Consider the following 16,570-nt stretch of genomic DNA (forward strand, 5'->3'; position numbering starts at 1 on the left):
TAGTGATATTGGAATTACCAAACTATACTATTTATGTAGAACCATGTGGTCAATTAAAACGAAGTTAGACAACCTAACTGAATTAGTACAATATTGAAATTTCTATAACTTCCGTAATTGATTTTAACTTAAACTTATAGTTATGGAAAACTACCATCATACCCTTTGGTGCAATTTCCAATGGAGATACTAAAAACTATACTGAGGAAGGTAAAATTAGGGTTGACTTGACATTTGGAATTTTCTATGAATCAAATATTAAAAAAGCTAAATAATGATTGTTGAATATTAGGAATAGCCACCCTGAGTTTCTGCAAAACACGGCTCCATTCGTAGGCGTTAGCGAGTTGGCAGATAGTTCCGTTAATTTAGCGGTTAGACCTCATTCAACACCACAAGACTATTGGGAAGTTTATTTTGATGTATATGAACAAGGGAAAATTGCCCTTGATGAAGGAGGTATAACTATACCATTCCCGTCAGTAGATGTTCCTTTCGATAAAAAATCGGGGAGGCGTCTAAACAAGATTTGAAAATGTGTATTCAGGTAAAGGTCTGAAGGACCAACCTGTAAAAACCTAGGCCGTTAGGCCTAGGTTGTGGTGGGACATGCTTTAAAGGCTGAACACCAAACAATATTGTATTTGCTTTAACCGTTATACTACTTGGGCACTCCCAATTTGGATAATATATCGGTCATTAAACACCATTTGGTGATGGATGATTGTAGCAAGTTCAAACCTACAAATCCGGTAAAAAATAACCAGTTTATATTTACATATATAGCTAATAGAATACTAATTAAAATAAAAGTTCCTGCTACTGCTCTTACTATTCTTTCTTGCATGATTATTGGGTTTTAATAGTTACAATGCGTTTTCAATATTTAATATATAAGCCTGAATATTACAATTAGAAATTTCTGCTTTGCAACGGTTCAGGTCAATGAGGATGTTTTCAGCTTGTTCGTCTTGTACTATGGTGAAAAAAGCAATGTTATCGGTTGATATTGCATTGCTACCAAAAAACCAATTCCCGGCTCTGTGAGGCGCCTTGTCTGGCTTTTTTATGCCTGTAACATCAAAGTGATTGTATGAAGTGATCTTCTGATTGCTGAAAAACTCCTCCAGTTTCTCACGGTATTCGGCTACCGTTACGGCTAATAATAGTTTCATTTCTTTAAATTTTAGATTAGAGATTAATAGAAAAGAGATAAAAGACTACGAACACCCAGACAGAGGCGCGTTTTTTTCTTTTCAATCATTCTCCTGTGTGTTTGTTTCTAATAAACATGGGTATATCTCCCAAATATTAAGTATTGAAATAATTAATTTAATAAAGCTTTAGTAAATTGAGTTTTAAACCTATTCCAAAGCTCAAAACTTTGGAATAGGTAAACTCAAACTCAATCATTAACTATGCTTCTGAATGATTCTTTTCAGTTTCTTCATTTTTATTTTCCGAGACCTCTATTGCTGTTGCTATATGTTTTTTTCGTTCAACCAAATAATAAATCAATGGCACGATCAACAATGTTAGAAATGTGGATGCAATGGTTCCTCCCATCAGGGAAATGGCCAATCCCTGGAATATGGGGTCGAACAAAATAACCACGGCTCCAATGACAACAGTTCCTGCAGTTAGCAGTATTGGGGTTGTACGAACGGCTCCTGCCTCGATAACGGCTTCTTTCAAGGGCGCTCCCTCGGCGAGTCGAATATTGACAAAGTCAATGAGCAGTATGGAGTTCCGAACCATAATACCGGCCAACGCAATCATACCAATCATTGAAGTTGCCGTAAAAAAGGCGTTTAACATCCAGTGACCAAGTACGATTCCGACCAACGACAATGGGATCGCCACCATCATTACAAACGGAACCTTAAGGTTCTGGAACCAACCCACAATCAGCATATAGATGATAAGCAGAACCACAGCAAATGCAGTTCCCAGATCGCGGAATACCTCGTAAGTGATTTGCCACTCACCGTCCCATTTTAAACCATAATTGTTTTCCACAAATGGTTGGCCGTTATAGAATTCTTCAATTTCATAACCCTTAGGGATTTGTATTTCATCCATCCTGTCAGAAATATCCATGATGGCATAAACCGGACTTTCCAATTTACCTGCAATATCCGCTGTCACATAAACTACCTGTTTCTGGTTTTTGCGGAAGATGCTTTTCTCTTTGACCGTTTTTTTAACGTTTACCAAATCGCCAATAGCAACCATGTTGCCTTGTTGCGACATCAGGTTGATTTTCTTTATATCCTCGATTCCAGTGCGGTTTTTCTCCGCCATACGCAAGGTGATGCCCACCTGGTCGTGGTCGTTTTCGGCATATAGATTGGTTACTTTAGCGCCTCGAAGATTCATGTTGATGGCATGAACTATCTGTTGTGAAGAAACACCTGCCAACATCGCTTTTTCCTTGTCCACATCAAATTTGTATTCATTCTGGTCATCTTCCATCATCCAATCGATATCAACCACACTCTCGGTTGTTTCAAATAGCTTTTTAACCTGAAGTGCCACATCTTTTTGCGATTCATAATCCGGACCGTAAATTTCAGCTACCATGGTTGACATAACCGGAGGTCCCGGAGGCACTTCAACGACTTTTACGTTAGCGTTGAATTTTTTACCAATCTCCTGTAAGCGAGGGCGTAACTCTTTGGCGATATCATGACTTTGTAAGTCTCTTTCTTTCTTGGAAACCAGATTCACCTGAATGTCGGCCACATTTGACCCCCTCCGTAAATCGTAGTGGCGAACCAAACCGTTAAAGTTGATAGGAGCAGAGGCACCCACATAAGTCTGGTAATTGGTAACCAGTTCGTGGTTTCTAAGATAGGCAGCCAGTTCCTTGGTTACATTGGCCGTTTGTTCCAATGTTGTTCCCTCAGGCATGTCGACCACTACCTGGAACTCGTTTTTGTTATCGAATGGTAATATCTTAACCGTTACCGCCTTAAATAAGAACAAGCTTGCAGAACCAAACAACAATAGTGTTACTGTTCCGATAAATACCCAGCGCTTCACCTTGTTGTCAATCATTGGACGCATGGTTTTGTCGTACAGCTTATAAATTAATGTCTTTTCTAACGAATAATCTTTCTCGTCTTCTTTCTCGTCTTCATGATTTAGCAGGCGGTACGCTAACCAAGGTGTAATCATTAAGGCTACCAATAGCGAGAATATCATGGCTATGGAAGCTCCAATTGGCATTGGGCTCATGTAAGGCCCCATCATACCCGAAACGAAAACCATAGGTATAACCGCCGCAATAACGGTAAATGTTGCCAAAATGGTCGGGTTACCCACCTCGTCGATGGATTTTAACGCCGCCTGGAAAAATGGCAGTTGCTTCATCTTAAAATGACGGTGCATGTTTTCGGCGATAATAATGGAGTCATCTACCACAATACCCGTCACAAAAACCAGGGCAAAAAGCGTAATACGATTGAGTGTATAGTCCATAAAATAGTAGCTAAACATGGTCAGTGCAAAGGTGATAGGTACCGAAATAAACACCACCAAACCGCCACGCCAGCCCATGGCCAACATCACCACGAAAGTTACTGCTACAATGGCACCCAACAAGTGCATCAAAAGTTCCGATACCTTTTCTGAAGCAGTTTCTCCATAGTTACGTGTTACCTCCACATGAATATCTTCAGGTAGTAATTCACCTTGCAATAATTCAATTTTATGCTCAATCTGTTCCGCCAATCGCATGGCATCGGCACCGCGTCTTTTAGCAATCGAAATGGTTACGGCACTGTACTCTCCCGGGTGAACTTCTTTGTTATCGCTGGCTTTCCCGTAACCGAACGAAATATAGGTGCTTGGTAAAGCAGGCCCATCTTCAACAGTTGCCACCTGGTGCAGGTAAACCGGACTGTTTTGATTTACTCCAATTACCAGGTTGCTTACTTCTTCGGCTGTTTGCAAAAACTTGCCTGTCGTGACCAGGTATTCATCGTTATTCTGATTAAAGGAGCCTGACGAAAATTGCGTGTTAGACGCTTTTAATTGTTGCGCAATCATTAGCGGGTCCACCTGGAAAGCCGTCATTTTGTCCCTGTCCAGAACCACTTGAATCTCACGGTTTCTTCCGCCTATTATTTTGGTTTCTGAAATATCGGTAATCTTTTCAATTTCAGAATTTAACTCTTGGGCAACTCTTTTCAGCTGATAGTCATCGTACGTATCGCTCCACAACGTTAGTCCCATGGCAGGAACGTCATCAATAGACCTTGTTTTAACCAAAGGAAGTGTAATTCCTTCTGGCATTTGGTCCATGTTTTTCATGATTTCGTTGTACAACTTCACCAAACTACGCTCGATATCTTCGCCTACATAAAATTGAACGATCAGCATAGCTTGTTCCGGCATGGATTGAGAATAAACATACTCAACGCCTTTTACGTTGGAAATAACTTTCTCTATAGGTTTTACGATTCTCGATTCAACCTCTTTAGGGCTTGCCCCCGGATATCCTACGAAGATATCGGCAATAGGAACATCGATCTGTGGCTCCTCTTCCCGAGGAGTAAGGTATGAACTGTACATCCCAATGATCACAAAGGCAACCATCAATAGGGGAGTCAGTTTTGATTTTATAAACATTCGGGCCAATGACCCTGCGAATCCTGTTTTCATATTCTCAAACAATTAGTTTGGTTAGTAATTAAAGTTCTAAAGCCATCCCGTCGTACAACCTCTCGTCACATTTTACAATCAGTTGGTCCCCTTCCAAAAGTCCCGAGAGAATCTCAACCTGATTTGCATTGCTTTTACCCAGACGCACCCAACGCAACAGTGCGGCTTTAGATTCGCCAACGGTCCATATGCCGGTTAACTGGCCTCTGTTGACAATTAAATCTTTAGATACCATTATTTTTTTATTGCTTCCCTTGGTTAATTTCACCTGGGCAAACATGCCGCTTCTCAAAGCATCTTTTTGCTTTTCGTTTGGCAGTAATGAAACTCGGGTTTCGAACTGGGCACCGGATAACATACTTGAAGTACTGACCCTGGAAATAACGCCCATAACATCTTCGTCGCAGTTTTTTAAGGCTACATAAACGGTATCGTCTTTGGCAACCAAATCGATCTCCGATTCTGGAACACGGGTAATCACCTCGAACTGTCCCGGTGCTTCAACTGCCAGCAAGGGCATTCCCGGATTGGCCATATCGCCCGCATCCACAAAACTGTTGGTAACCACACCTGAATAAGGTGCGCGGATATTGGCATACATCATCATGGCTTCCACTTCGGCCTTTGCCTTGCTGGCGGCCTCCAATCGGGCTTTCATCATATTAAAATGAGTGGTGATATCGTCCAATTCCTTTTTAGTTGCACTTTTCTTTTCGTACAAGTTACTGATTCTGTTGAAATCGGTTTCTGCATTTTTGTAGGCTGCTTTCACTTCTAGTATGTTGGCTTCAACCTGACTTTTTTTAGCCATGATATCGTTACTTCGGATAGCCAGTAATAGCTGTCCTTTTTCGACTTTATCGCCCTCATGCACATAAACCTTGTTTATTTGCCCCATGATGCGGGTGCTCAAGGTCGATTTTTTTACCGAAGCAACAGTTCCCGGATATTGATAGGATTTAGGTACCTCCGATGCCTTAATGGCAATAGTTTGTACAGGCACACCTGCTTTCTGGGTTTCCTCTTTTTCGCGACTGCCGCAACTTTGTAGCAACATTCCCGCAGCTATTACAAGCATGAATAATTTTGAAAGATTCATAGTTATTTTGAGTTTTTTATTATTTACTAATTGAGATTTTATTTAGAAGCTGATTCTGATGAGAGCAGCTCGTATTTGAACACTGAGATATTATAGTTGTAAATTGCATTTAAATGCTTTAATTCGTTTTCGGCCGATGTGGCTTCCGCCATTAATAGGTCCGATGTTCTTTCCATTCCTTCCTCATAGCGGTTCGTTCTAATCCTTAACGACTCTTGTGCTTGTTCTGCAGCCATTTTATAAGTTAACAGCTGACTTTCGTTAACCGCAATATCTCTTTTGGCCTGCATCAGTTCCATATTTCCTTTGTCGAGATATTCCTGATATTCTATTTCCGATTTATGGAATTCTGCCTTCGACTTATTCAGTTTGCCCAGGTTTTTTCCTCCGTTAAACAATTTCCACTGAAGGTTGATTCCTAACATATAGCTGTCCGCATCGAAACCTCCTAGATCGGCATCGTACATATTGTACATGCCAAAGGCGTTAATCCTGGGAGCAAAACTGAACGCACTGCTTTTCTTCATCAGCTTTCTGGCTTCCATGCCATATTGCATCGCCACTACATCGGCTCTGTTGATTACCGTATTCAATCCCGAAAAAGAGAAGTTTACTTTATGAATGGAGTCTGCCACTTCCAATGGAAGGTTAATATCTCGTCCTATTAAAAAGTTAAGTGACTCTTTGATGGATTTTTCTTGATTTACGGCGGCTTTCATTTGAGCGTCCAATTCAAGGGCTCTAACCTTAATAGCCAGCAGATCGGCCTCTTTCATATAACCTTGTTCCAGGTTATCCTCGGCCATTTGTAAATAAGCCGCAGAAGCTTTGTGCGCCTTTTCAATAACCAATTTTCTACCTTTGGCCAGTTGCAGGGCATAATAGGTTTGTTTTAATAGGTAATGAATATGTGATTTTGTATATTCACTTTTTAGTTCAACGGCTTTCACTTTCTTTGTGGCGGCACTTTTTCCCATCCAGGCATCCACATTAATTAATGGTTGCTCTATTTTTATCTGAGTATGGAAATTGTTGATACTGCCTGGGTCGTTTAATAGACTTGGGGTAAAATCGTCCCCTGTTACAATGGCTTGCTGTAATTTAAAACCAAAAGCATTGAGCGGGTCTGTCGTGGAATAATATGTGCCTGAAAGTTCAACAGATGGCAAAAAACCTGCGTTTGCCTGTTGATTATCGGCTTTGGCGCTTTTAGCATCCGCCAGGCTCTTAAGAATCTCGCTGTTATTGCTATTAGCCATTTCCAATATTTGATTCAGGGTAAAAACATTACCTGAGTCTTGTGCTTTTGCAGGCCATAAAACACCTAAACAAATGCTTAGTGTTAAGATGAATAGTTTTTTTGTATGCATAGTTATTGTCATTTTTATTCAAATTTGTTGCTTTTGAGGTTTCAAATATAAATCCATAAATGTAAATATCCAAATAAATAGATATGTATAAATGTGATATGTTAAATATAAATATCGTAATGTGTTGATAATGTGTATGTAAAGTTGTTCTTTGGAATGGTAAATGCGAAATTAAAATAAGAAACAAACTGACGTTTTGTTAGAGGATCCCTGACGATATTACTATTTTAGCTGACAAATCGACCGAAAATAGAATGACTGTTACACTTTTCCCGTTTTAAATATTACATGATTAAACTACTTTTGCATCATTAAAAGTCAATTCATGCAAAAATCAAACGGTTTTTTAAATAAACCCAAAACTATAAACTGTAATGGGAAATTACTGGATGTGAGTAGTCCTTTGGTAATGGGTATTCTTAACATCACTCCAGATTCCTTTTTTGATGGAGGTAGATACAAAGATAATAAATTCGTACTGCAAAGATTAACAAAGATGTTAAAGGAGGGAGCCGATATAATAGATATCGGAGCCTATTCCTCTCGTCCCGGTGCTCAACATATAAGTGAAAAGGAAGAGTTAAAACGGTTGCTGTCAGTTTTGGAGTTGGCAAGAAACAAGTTTCCAGACAGCATCATTTCTGTGGATACATTTCGGTCGGAAATAGCCAAACAGGTTGTAAAAACTTTTCAGGTGGATATTATTAACGATATTTCGGCAGGGGAAATGGATGACAGGATGTTTCAGACGGTAGCAGAGTTAAATGTGGCTTATATTATGATGCATATGAAGGGTACACCGCAAAATATGCAGCTAAATCCGTTTTACGAAAAAGATGTGGTTTTTGAAGTGATTGATTATTTGGCAGAAAAGAAACGAAAGTTGGGTTTGCTGGGCGTTCATGATGTAATTATTGACCCGGGTTTTGGTTTTGGAAAATCAATGGAGCACAACTACGAGCTGATGAAACGATTGAATGAATTAAAACTTTTGGAGTTACCTTTACTAATTGGAATATCGCGAAAATCGATGATATACAAATTGTTTAATGGTACACCCGAAGAGGCTTTAAACGGAACCACAGCCCTAAATATGTTGGCTTTAGAAAGAGGAGCTGAAATATTAAGGGTACACGATGTTAAAGAAGCAAGAGAGTGCGTGGGAATATATAAAAAGCTTCGTGGTTAATATATTTCATACATTTTGAGATCTCTGACGACAGGATTTTAAAACTGACCGGAGGCGGTTATAATTAACCCGCTATTATATTGTTTAAATAAGATAAATTCGTGTAATTAGCATGCACAAAAGAATAATATGACATTTTTAGATATACGATTTATTGACGTAATTGATATTACACTGGTGGCTTACCTGATGTACAGGCTCTATAAGCTTATTAGGGGTACGGTAGCTCAGAATATCTTTTTCGGATTGTTTGCATTTATTGCTTTTTGGCTTTTTATCAAGTTTTTAAATATGGAGTTGTCCACTGCCATAATAGACAATATTGTAAATGTGGGGGTGATAGCTCTAATTGTTGTATTTCAGCAGGAGATAAGGCGTTTTTTTCTGCTGATGGGTACCAAATATAACATAGCCAATCGTTTCTCATTCGAAAAAATATTTTCCACTCCCTCAACAGGTGTCATGAACATCTATAATAAACCCATTGTACGAACCTGTCAGAATCTGGCTAGAACAAAAACAGGGGCTATCATCGTGATATCTAAAAAATCGGAATTGTTGGATTATGTGCAGACGGGAGAGTTGGTGAATGCCGTAATTTCAAGTCGTTTGTTAGAAAATATTTTTTTTAAGAATAGTCCGTTGCACGATGGGGCGGTTATTGTGGCGCAAAACAAAATAAAAGCGGCAGGCTGTATATTACCTGTGTCGCAAAGTTTTGACCTGCCGAAAAAACTGGGATTAAGGCATCGGGCTGCACTCGGTGTAACAGAAGCAACCGATGCTTCGGCTATCGTGGTTTCGGAAGAGACCGGAAAGATATCGTATTTTCATGCGGGCGAGATAAACCATGGGGTAACACCAGAAGAGTTGGAGAAGCTCCTGGGGCACGAACAATCAAAGTAAAAGCTTACATATGTTAAGTCAAGGCAAGTGTAAGATTAAGAGAACGTTTCATTTTAATGTTTTGTTTTTCAATGGGAGAAAAAGAACGTAATTCATTTGGGCTTTTTAAACGTAATTACTGAAATTGCCCGGAATTGAGTTGTCAAAGTTAGGTGAAGATGTTCACAAAATGGTCTTTTGTTGGTTTTCCCTTTCGTGTGAATCGACAAATCAATCTGGTAAGAAAAGGTAAGAAGTGATATGGATTCGACATCATCGATAAATTTGAAGTTCATCAGGTATAATAACCTTTTCTCAAATAGATCGGCACCCTTATTCAGGAGTTAAGTATCGCAATACTTAGTTTGGATAAAACTTTTTCTAATTTTATGCATCGTTACAAAATATAACCAGTAATATAGTTATGAAGATTTGCTTAACCGGAGGTACAGGTTTTTTAGGTTCTAGAATTGGCCTTTTTTTTAAGGAGAATGGTTTTGAAGTGGTAAATATATCTCGTCAAGACTTTAAAGGAAGCCCCAAAACAATCGCTGATAAAATTGAAGGTGCTAATATGTTAATTAATTTAGCTGGTGCTCCTATTCTAAAAAAATGGACATCCAGCTATAAAAAAACTATTCGCGACAGCAGGGTTGAAACCACCAAGCTGCTGGTAGAAGCGATTGGGTTGGCTAAAAATAAGCCCTCCATTGTCCTCTCATCTTCGGCAGTGGGTATTTACGATGATGTTTATGAACATGATGAATTTTCGGACAGGCTGGGAGATGACTTCTTGGCCTCGGTTTGCAAGGACTGGGAATCTGCTTTAGCACCATTAACTTCCATGAATGTTAAGCTGGCGGTTATGCGCATTGGTGTGGTGTTGGATGCCAAACAAGGAGCGTTGGCCAAGATGTTGCCTTCTTTTAAAATGGGTCTGGGAGCAGTAGTCGGTGATGGCTTGCAATCGTTTCCATGCATTCACATCAACGACTTTCTTTCGGCCATCTGGTACATCCTTAAAAATCCGGAATCGAATGGAGTCTATAATTTGGTGGCCCCGGATATGGTGTCGAATCAATATTTTTCGAAAAAACTAGGCGAAAAGCTTAATAGACCGGTCCTTTTTAAAGCCAGCAAGTTCATGATGAAGATGGTGTTTGGGGATGGTGCCAGTGTGCTTCTTAAGGGACAGAAAGTAAAACCTCAACGTTTGTTGGATTTAAATTTCCCATTTCAATTCCCTACAGTGGATGCTATGCTCGATGACTTGGTAAGGAAGTAACGTTCTCCGTCAATAGTCATTGGTGCACTAGCCAGTTGTCATTTGGATTGTGATTCACGCATTGGCTTATTCAACAAACCAAAGAATTTGTTGAATATAATTTGCTATTTTTGCAATCTTACTGTTCATCTTATTTTATTGACTCGGTGAACAAAACAAACGCTACATAATTATAATAGTACAATAAAATTAAATTGAACTTTGTGTCCCTGCGACTCCGTGTTCATAAGTCCTTAACACAAAATGAAAGTAAATAAGCAATTACTCGATAAATATAATGTTCCTGTTCCTAGATATACCAGTTATCCTCCCGCAAATCATTTTACCAATGATTTTAAGGTAGATGATTTTAATCATCTTCTGGTAAAATCAAATGAGGAAGAACCACAGAATGTTGCCTTTTATATCCACATTCCCTTCTGTGCACAGATTTGCCATTACTGTGGATGCAATGCCATAAAAATGGGTAGGGCAGATGAGATCAGAAATTATATGGATGCACTGAAAAAGGAGATCTCGCTAATTATAAACAAGATTGATAGAGGACGTAAGATTTCTCAAATTCATTATGGAGGAGGAACGCCCAACGCCATTAAAGCATCCTATCTAAAAGAGATTAATGATATCCTTTTTGATGCGTTTGATTTAATCGAAAATCCGGAAATTGCGATTGAATGTAATCCAGCTCACCTGTCTTACCCTTATTTAGATGAGTTGTTCAAAGCTGGTTTTAATCGTTTTAGTTTTGGTATACAGGATTTTGACGAATGTGTTTTACAAGATGTCAACCGTAAGCCATCAGCCTTGCCGGTGGGTGATTTGGTTAAATATGTGAAGTCGGAAAATGAGAAATTTGCCGTGAACCTGGACTTTATTTACGGCTTGCCCGGTCAAACAACAAAAAGTTTTTGTGAATCTATTCAACAAGCTATTGAAATCAAGCCGGACAGGTTGGTGACATTCTCATACGCCCATGTGCCGTGGTTCAAAGAACACCAAAAGATTTTGGACGAAAAAGGATTACCCAGTGCCGATGATAAATTGGACATGTTTTTGGCTGCATATGCCATGCTTTTAAAGGCAGGTTATATATCTATCGGTCTCGACCATTACGCCTTGCCAGAGGATGAACTTTGCCAGGCACTTGAAAAACACCAATTACACCGTAACTTTCAGGGTTATTGTACCAGGCGAACAACGGGACAGGTTTATGCGGTAGGTGTTTCGTCCATTAGTCAGCTCTCTGGCGGTTATATCCAGAATACGAAAGAGGTAAAAAAATATATCGAATCGATAGAGAAAGAAATACTACCGGTTGAAAAAGGGGTTATGGTTACCAAGGAGCAAAAAATGATCAGAACCGTGATAAATGAGTTAATGTGTAATAAATTTATCGACTGGCATATCGTTGCCAAAGATTTTTCAAGCGATGCCTTAACCATCAAAAAGCTGATTGGTTATGACGAACTTGTTTTGAAACAATTTAAGGAGGATGAATTAATCGACTTTACAGATGAGCAAATCGAGATCACGGAGTTAGGTACCATGTTTATCCGGAATATTGTAGCAGCTTTTGATCCAGCTTTGCAAGGTAGTAATAAGAGATATTCAAACTCACTATAAAGATGGCGGATAATAAAGTTGACATTGTAATAGTTGGTGCGGGGCTTACCGGATTAACACTGGCTTTTTACTTAGAAAAAGCGGGTAAGAAAGTAATGCTTCTTGAAAAAAATGATAGGGTTGGCGGCGTGATCAGCACGGCGGAAGAAGAAGGATTTGTCTACGAAAAAGGCCCCAATACAGGTGTGATAGGAACCGAAGGTATTGTGCAGTTATTTGATGATTTAAAAGGGAGTTGCGAGCTGGTCACACCCAATCCTGAAGCTGATGAAAGATGGATTTTGAAAAGTGGCAAATGGGAGCCTCTTCCTTCTGGTTTGTTAAAGGCTATTTCAACGCCCCTATTTAAGTTAAAAGATAAATTTAGAATATTGGGAGAACCTTGGCGAAAGAAAGGTGCTAACCCGGATGAAACGCTGGCAGAATTGGTTAAACGACGATTAGGGCAAAGTTTTCTGGATTATGCGGTTGATCCATTTGTCTCGGGTATCTATGCCGGTGATCCTGTAAAACTGATCACCCGTTATGCCCTGCCCAAACTCTATAATTTGGAACAGAATTATGGAAGTTTTATACGCGGTGCCATCAAAAAGAAAAAAGAACCCAAAACTGAGTTGCAAAAGCGAGTGAGCCGCGAGGTGTTCTCGGCCAAAGGTGGATTGAATAAGCTGATCTCGGCATTGGAGCATAATATTTCGGACGAAGCAATTTTTTGTGGATGCCAAGCGCTTAAGATTAAAAAAACTGAAGCCGGATTTACCTCAGAATTTAAAGCGGATAACGGGGAAGCGGTATCTATAAATTCTTCTCAGATAGTAACAACATTCGGAGGGAAGGGATTGCTGGATATTTTACCATTTGTTCAGAAGGAACTATTGAAACCAATCGCTAATATTACCTATGCCAAAGTGGTTCAGGTGGTGGTCGGTTATAAACAATGGACGGGGAAAAAACTGAATGCCTTTGGAGGGTTAGTGCCTGGCATTGAAAAAAGGGATATCCTGGGTATCCTGTTTCCAAGCGCTTTGTTTGCAGGAAGAAGCCCCAAAGAAGGTGCCGTTTTATCTGTTTTTGTTGGTGGCATCAAAAAACCTGAAATGATATTGAAGTCGGACGAAGAGATTCGGGATATGGTTTTGGCAGAAATTGAGTCCACTTTATATTGTGCGGAACAACCTGATCTATTCAAAGTGTTCCGCTATCAGAATGCCATTCCCCAATACGATATTTCAACCAAAGAACGGTATGAAGCCATTGACCGGATAGAAATGGAAGTTGAGGGATTGCATTTAGCGGGAAATATAAGGGATGGCATAGGAATGGCCGATAGGGTGCAGCAAGCCTTGGAATTATCGAGGATACTTTAGTAATCAATTATTTATCTGTTTTTTTTTGCCTAAAAGTCAATTGTATACATGAAGAAAGCATTATTAATCATCAATATCGGTACACCGGATAAGCCAGAAAAGAAGGCTGTGCGCAGATTCTTGTTTGAGTTTTTAAACGATAGGTTGGTGATAGACATTCCGTGGCTTTTGCAAAAAATACTGGTTAATCTGATTATCATTCCTTTTCGGTTAAATAATTCTACCAAGTTATATCAGCGGTTATGGACTAAGGACGGTTCCCCATTAATGTTTTATCAATCCCGATTGGTTAAAAAACTCAACGACAAGCTGAAGGGCGAATATGATGTTTATTCGGCCATGCGCTACGGAAACCCATCTCTTAAGTATGTGTTGAAAGAAATTCAGAAAAACAATTATGAAGAACTGATTGTTTTGCCACACTATCCGCAATATGCAACATCCACAACCTTGTCTACCATCAACAAAGTTAATAGGGAAGTTAAAAACTGGAAAAAACTGCCCACCATCAAATATGTAGACCAGTTTTATGATCATCCGGCATTTATCGGTGCATTTGTTCATAACATCAAAAAGCACGATATTGACAGTTATGACCATGTAGTGTTTTCGTACCATGGCTTACCCGATAGACAAGTGAATAAATTACATCCCCCAATTAAAAGTCCTGAATGTTCTTGCCATGTTGCTATGCCAGATCATGGAAGGAATTGTTATAAGGCTACTTGTTATCAAACGACAAGGCTTATGGCAAAGGAACTAGGGCTGGAAAAAGAAAAATACACCGTTTCTTTCCAAAGCCGATTAAGCAAAAATTGGTTAATGCCCTTTACCGATGATGTATTAAGGGATCTTTTAAACAGGGGAAAGAAGAGAGTTTTGGTTGTATCGCCAGCGTTTGTGACTGATTGTCTGGAAACAGAAGTGGAAATAGGATTTGAATACAACGAAGAATTCCTCGAGAATGGGGGCGAAAAGCTTCAACTGGTCGAAAGCCTTAACGATTCCGAAGTGTGGGTAAATGGAATAGCAGAAATTGTTAGATCGTACTAAAAAATGCCTGTAAGAAAGCTCCTTTATTTCGAAGTCTTTGATAAGAAGGCGTCAAAGACAAAGCCTGCTCTGCCAAAGCGGAGGCTTGTTAAGCCATATAAAACAGAATCAGGCAGCTGCCGGATGAGTATTTTCTGACAAAGGTAACGCAGTAGTTGACGTTTTCATGTAAAGAGTAACTACGTACGTTCCTTAAGGTAACTTTTGTTTTTTTCCGCCAGTTCTATTTTTATACCTGTTAGCATTCCTGAATGCGATTTATCTGCATAGTCCGAACTCCGTTGAAGGTAATGGCATACATTTGATGTTTACCTTTTTTTTGTTGATGGCCTGAAAGTACGCTGTTACATTGAATTGAAGGATGTCACTGAAATCGCAGCCAATATGGATCATTTTTTCAATGCGCAAAAAGTCGGCTCTGGGTATGGTGAAAATATTTTCAGGGATATTAATATTATCATTTTTCTTAATCTGTGCAGTCTCTTCTCCTGCGTCCCGAAACTCTTTTTGCCACGAAGTGCGATCTAAACTACTCGCACCTATCATAATTGCCCATTCTTTTTATACCCTCCAAAGTTTAACTACTCGTTTTTCTTATTTCTTTAACGCCGTAATAAGTCACAACGCCAATAATTAATATATCCAGTATAAATCTGCCAATAGTAATGTAAATTTCTTCCATACAAATAATTTTAGGTTGTGATATATGATGACAGAGTATGTAAGATGATCATCATATTGAATGTAAAATTAAACTCTAATTATTGGTAAGATTACATTAAGATGACGAATTGCCATTTTTGAAGTGTGAATTAAATAAGAGGAATAATGAAATTGTTTTGCAGTAGTTAAAATTTATAGAGGCGACTTATCAAAAAGATTAGATGAAAGTGGTTTTCCATATGTTTTAATTTCCTCGAGGCCACAAGATGGCACTAGTTTCCCGTTGTACAACATGGCATCGGGGCAGGCATCACACAAATCACGTTCACCGTCAACAAATCCGGGAGGTATAGTAAAACTTAATATTTGTATTATGTTTTTTTTAAACAACAATGAGGGTTTGCAGAGTACCTTTAGAATGAGTTTTAAGATGCTGGTTCGTAAGGTTTTTACTAATAAGCTTAGGAATAACAACTCCGTAAAAGTGATCTGGTTTCTCCCATTTTTAAATACATACGAATACTTACCATATTTATAATGATATATCATGAGTATGGCTTCAATGAATTTTTTGTCGATATAATCCACAAAAACACCTCCTTTAATCATCCAACCAGCCTGTAGCCATTTTATACTTGAATTTTCAAGTTGGCTGCCCAGGTAAGAGGCATATTTCAGATTTGGGAATTCTTGATGGATGACCTGGCACATCTCTTCTAAAGTGACCCAATTACTTGTTTCAAGCACTTCAGATTTATCAAAAACAACCTGCCGGATGGGAATAAGAGTAAGAAAATCTACTACTTCGGCATTTTGTTGAGCCCAACGAATGACCTCTGTTATTTCATTCAAATTTTTATGGTTAACAACAGAGATAAAGCCGAGGTTGATATTTTTTACAGAGGATACCATTTCTGCCCATTTTTGTCGTTTGGTGTTGAGCTCGATTTCTGTATGGTTTTTTTTCTCCTCCATCAAAGAATCTAACCGAATGATTAAACCCACCATACCAGATAGTTTCAGTTTTTTAATAAGATCTACCGTAAGGAGTAATCCATTGGTATGCACGAAAGCTTGCATTCCTTGTTGGGTGATAAAATCAATTATTTCGGATAATTTAGGGTGCATTAGTGGTTCGCCACCGCTAATAGAAATAATCTTGCAATTCCTGATTTTTTCCAATTGTAAGATCTCCTCTTTGATTTTATCCAAAGGTTCGTGTTTGCCAATATTTTCCGGTCGGTTGCAACCACGATAGCAACCGGGACACTTTAAGTTGCACATGGTGGTAATTTCTATCCAACCGTTTGGATTATCGTTTTTAGAATATGGAAGGCGGTAAAGTTCTGTAATAGATGGAGCATACAT

Annotated in this window: 14 protein-coding genes; 7 read left to right on the forward strand and 7 right to left on the reverse strand. The window is 39.0% G+C overall.

Annotated features, from left to right (window positions below):
• The first annotated feature begins 281 nt into the window (after positions 1–281).
• On the forward strand, positions 282–533 hold the full coding sequence (locus tag ACT29I_RS15900; protein ID WP_430932809.1) for a hypothetical protein: 252 nt from the start codon (positions 282–284) through the stop codon (positions 531–533).
• A 128-nt stretch (positions 534–661) separates the two neighbouring features.
• On the opposite strand, the gene ACT29I_RS15905 is transcribed toward ACT29I_RS15900, so the two are convergent.
• The 5 genes from ACT29I_RS15905 to ACT29I_RS15925 form a co-directional block, all read right to left on the reverse strand.
• A complete protein-coding gene (locus tag ACT29I_RS15905; RefSeq protein WP_430932808.1) occupies positions 662–847 on the reverse strand; it encodes a YgaP family membrane protein in 186 nt (61 codons plus the stop codon).
• Between the two features lie 19 nt (positions 848–866).
• Positions 867–1,175 (reverse strand): hypothetical protein, encoded by a 309-nt coding sequence (locus ACT29I_RS15910; RefSeq protein WP_430932807.1) that lies wholly within the window; start codon positions 1,173–1,175, stop codon positions 867–869.
• Positions 1,176–1,416: 241 nt separating this feature from the next.
• The gene (locus ACT29I_RS15915) at positions 1,417–4,668 is read right to left on the reverse strand and encodes an efflux RND transporter permease subunit (RefSeq protein WP_430932806.1); all 3,252 of its coding nucleotides are present in this window, start codon (positions 4,666–4,668) and stop codon (positions 1,417–1,419) included.
• 28 nt (positions 4,669–4,696) lie between these two features.
• Positions 4,697–5,746 (reverse strand): efflux RND transporter periplasmic adaptor subunit, encoded by a 1,050-nt coding sequence (locus ACT29I_RS15920; protein WP_444793917.1) that lies wholly within the window; start codon positions 5,744–5,746, stop codon positions 4,697–4,699.
• Between the two features lie 59 nt (positions 5,747–5,805).
• The gene (locus ACT29I_RS15925) at positions 5,806–7,137 is read right to left on the reverse strand and encodes a TolC family protein (RefSeq protein WP_444793918.1); all 1,332 of its coding nucleotides are present in this window, start codon (positions 7,135–7,137) and stop codon (positions 5,806–5,808) included.
• Between the two features lie 325 nt (positions 7,138–7,462).
• On the opposite strand from ACT29I_RS15925, the gene folP reads away from it, so the two are divergent.
• The 6 genes from folP to hemH all read left to right on the forward strand — a co-directional run bounded on the left by folP (position 7,463) and on the right by hemH (position 14,539).
• Positions 7,463–8,326, forward strand: a complete 864-nt coding sequence (gene folP, locus ACT29I_RS15930) for a dihydropteroate synthase (protein WP_430932802.1) — start codon at positions 7,463–7,465, stop codon at positions 8,324–8,326.
• A gap of 129 nt (positions 8,327–8,455) precedes the next feature.
• Positions 8,456–9,232 carry a diadenylate cyclase CdaA gene (cdaA, locus tag ACT29I_RS15935; RefSeq protein WP_430932801.1) on the forward strand — a complete coding sequence of 259 codons (777 nt, stop codon included), beginning with the start codon at positions 8,456–8,458 and terminating at the stop codon, positions 9,230–9,232.
• A gap of 403 nt (positions 9,233–9,635) precedes the next feature.
• A complete protein-coding gene (locus ACT29I_RS15940; protein ID WP_444793919.1) occupies positions 9,636–10,496 on the forward strand; it encodes a TIGR01777 family oxidoreductase in 861 nt (286 codons plus the stop codon).
• A gap of 243 nt (positions 10,497–10,739) precedes the next feature.
• Positions 10,740–12,119: an oxygen-independent coproporphyrinogen III oxidase gene (gene hemN, locus ACT29I_RS15945; RefSeq protein ID WP_444793920.1), complete on the forward strand. Its 1,380-nt coding sequence runs from the start codon at positions 10,740–10,742 to the stop codon at positions 12,117–12,119.
• Positions 12,120–12,121: 2 nt separating this feature from the next.
• Positions 12,122–13,486, forward strand: coding sequence for a protoporphyrinogen oxidase (hemG, locus tag ACT29I_RS15950; protein ID WP_430932798.1), 1,365 nt, complete (start codon positions 12,122–12,124; stop codon positions 13,484–13,486).
• Between the two features lie 48 nt (positions 13,487–13,534).
• On the forward strand, positions 13,535–14,539 hold the full coding sequence (gene hemH / locus ACT29I_RS15955) for a ferrochelatase (RefSeq protein ID WP_430932797.1): 1,005 nt from the start codon (positions 13,535–13,537) through the stop codon (positions 14,537–14,539).
• 258 nt (positions 14,540–14,797) lie between these two features.
• On the opposite strand, the gene ACT29I_RS15960 is transcribed toward hemH, so the two are convergent.
• Entirely contained in the window at positions 14,798–15,085 is a 288-nt protein-coding gene (locus ACT29I_RS15960) for a hypothetical protein (protein ID WP_430932796.1), read from the reverse strand.
• 309 nt (positions 15,086–15,394) lie between these two features.
• A complete protein-coding gene (locus ACT29I_RS15965) occupies positions 15,395–16,570 on the reverse strand; it encodes a radical SAM protein (protein ID WP_430932795.1) in 1,176 nt (391 codons plus the stop codon).

Origin of the sequence: Saccharicrinis sp. GN24d3 (assembly GCF_052400645.1) — a bacterium.
Lineage (GTDB): Bacteria > Bacteroidota > Bacteroidia > Bacteroidales > Marinilabiliaceae > Saccharicrinis.

What these genes read in the sequence shown, in the direction of transcription:
- ACT29I_RS15925 (WP_444793918.1), bottom strand. Translation starts at nt 7,137, where the DNA reads ATGCATACAAAAAAACTATTCATCTTAACACTAAGCATTTGTTTAGGT.
- hemN (WP_444793920.1), top strand. Translation starts at nt 10,740, where the DNA reads ATGAAAGTAAATAAGCAATTACTCGATAAATATAATGTTCCTGTTCCT.
- ACT29I_RS15920 (WP_444793917.1), bottom strand. Translation starts at nt 5,746, where the DNA reads ATGCTTGTAATAGCTGCGGGAATGTTGCTACAAAGTTGCGGCAGTCGC.
- ACT29I_RS15960 (WP_430932796.1), bottom strand. Translation starts at nt 15,085, where the DNA reads ATGATAGGTGCGAGTAGTTTAGATCGCACTTCGTGGCAAAAAGAGTTT.
- hemG (WP_430932798.1), top strand. Translation starts at nt 12,122, where the DNA reads ATGGCGGATAATAAAGTTGACATTGTAATAGTTGGTGCGGGGCTTACC.
- ACT29I_RS15965 (WP_430932795.1), bottom strand. Translation starts at nt 16,570, where the DNA reads ATGTATGCTCCATCTATTACAGAACTTTACCGCCTTCCATATTCTAAA.
- ACT29I_RS15905 (WP_430932808.1), bottom strand. Translation starts at nt 847, where the DNA reads ATGCAAGAAAGAATAGTAAGAGCAGTAGCAGGAACTTTTATTTTAATT.
- hemH (WP_430932797.1), top strand. Translation starts at nt 13,535, where the DNA reads ATGAAGAAAGCATTATTAATCATCAATATCGGTACACCGGATAAGCCA.
- folP (WP_430932802.1), top strand. Translation starts at nt 7,463, where the DNA reads ATGCAAAAATCAAACGGTTTTTTAAATAAACCCAAAACTATAAACTGT.
- ACT29I_RS15940 (WP_444793919.1), top strand. Translation starts at nt 9,636, where the DNA reads ATGAAGATTTGCTTAACCGGAGGTACAGGTTTTTTAGGTTCTAGAATT.
- ACT29I_RS15910 (WP_430932807.1), bottom strand. Translation starts at nt 1,175, where the DNA reads ATGAAACTATTATTAGCCGTAACGGTAGCCGAATACCGTGAGAAACTG.
- ACT29I_RS15915 (WP_430932806.1), bottom strand. Translation starts at nt 4,668, where the DNA reads ATGAAAACAGGATTCGCAGGGTCATTGGCCCGAATGTTTATAAAATCA.
- cdaA (WP_430932801.1), top strand. Translation starts at nt 8,456, where the DNA reads ATGACATTTTTAGATATACGATTTATTGACGTAATTGATATTACACTG.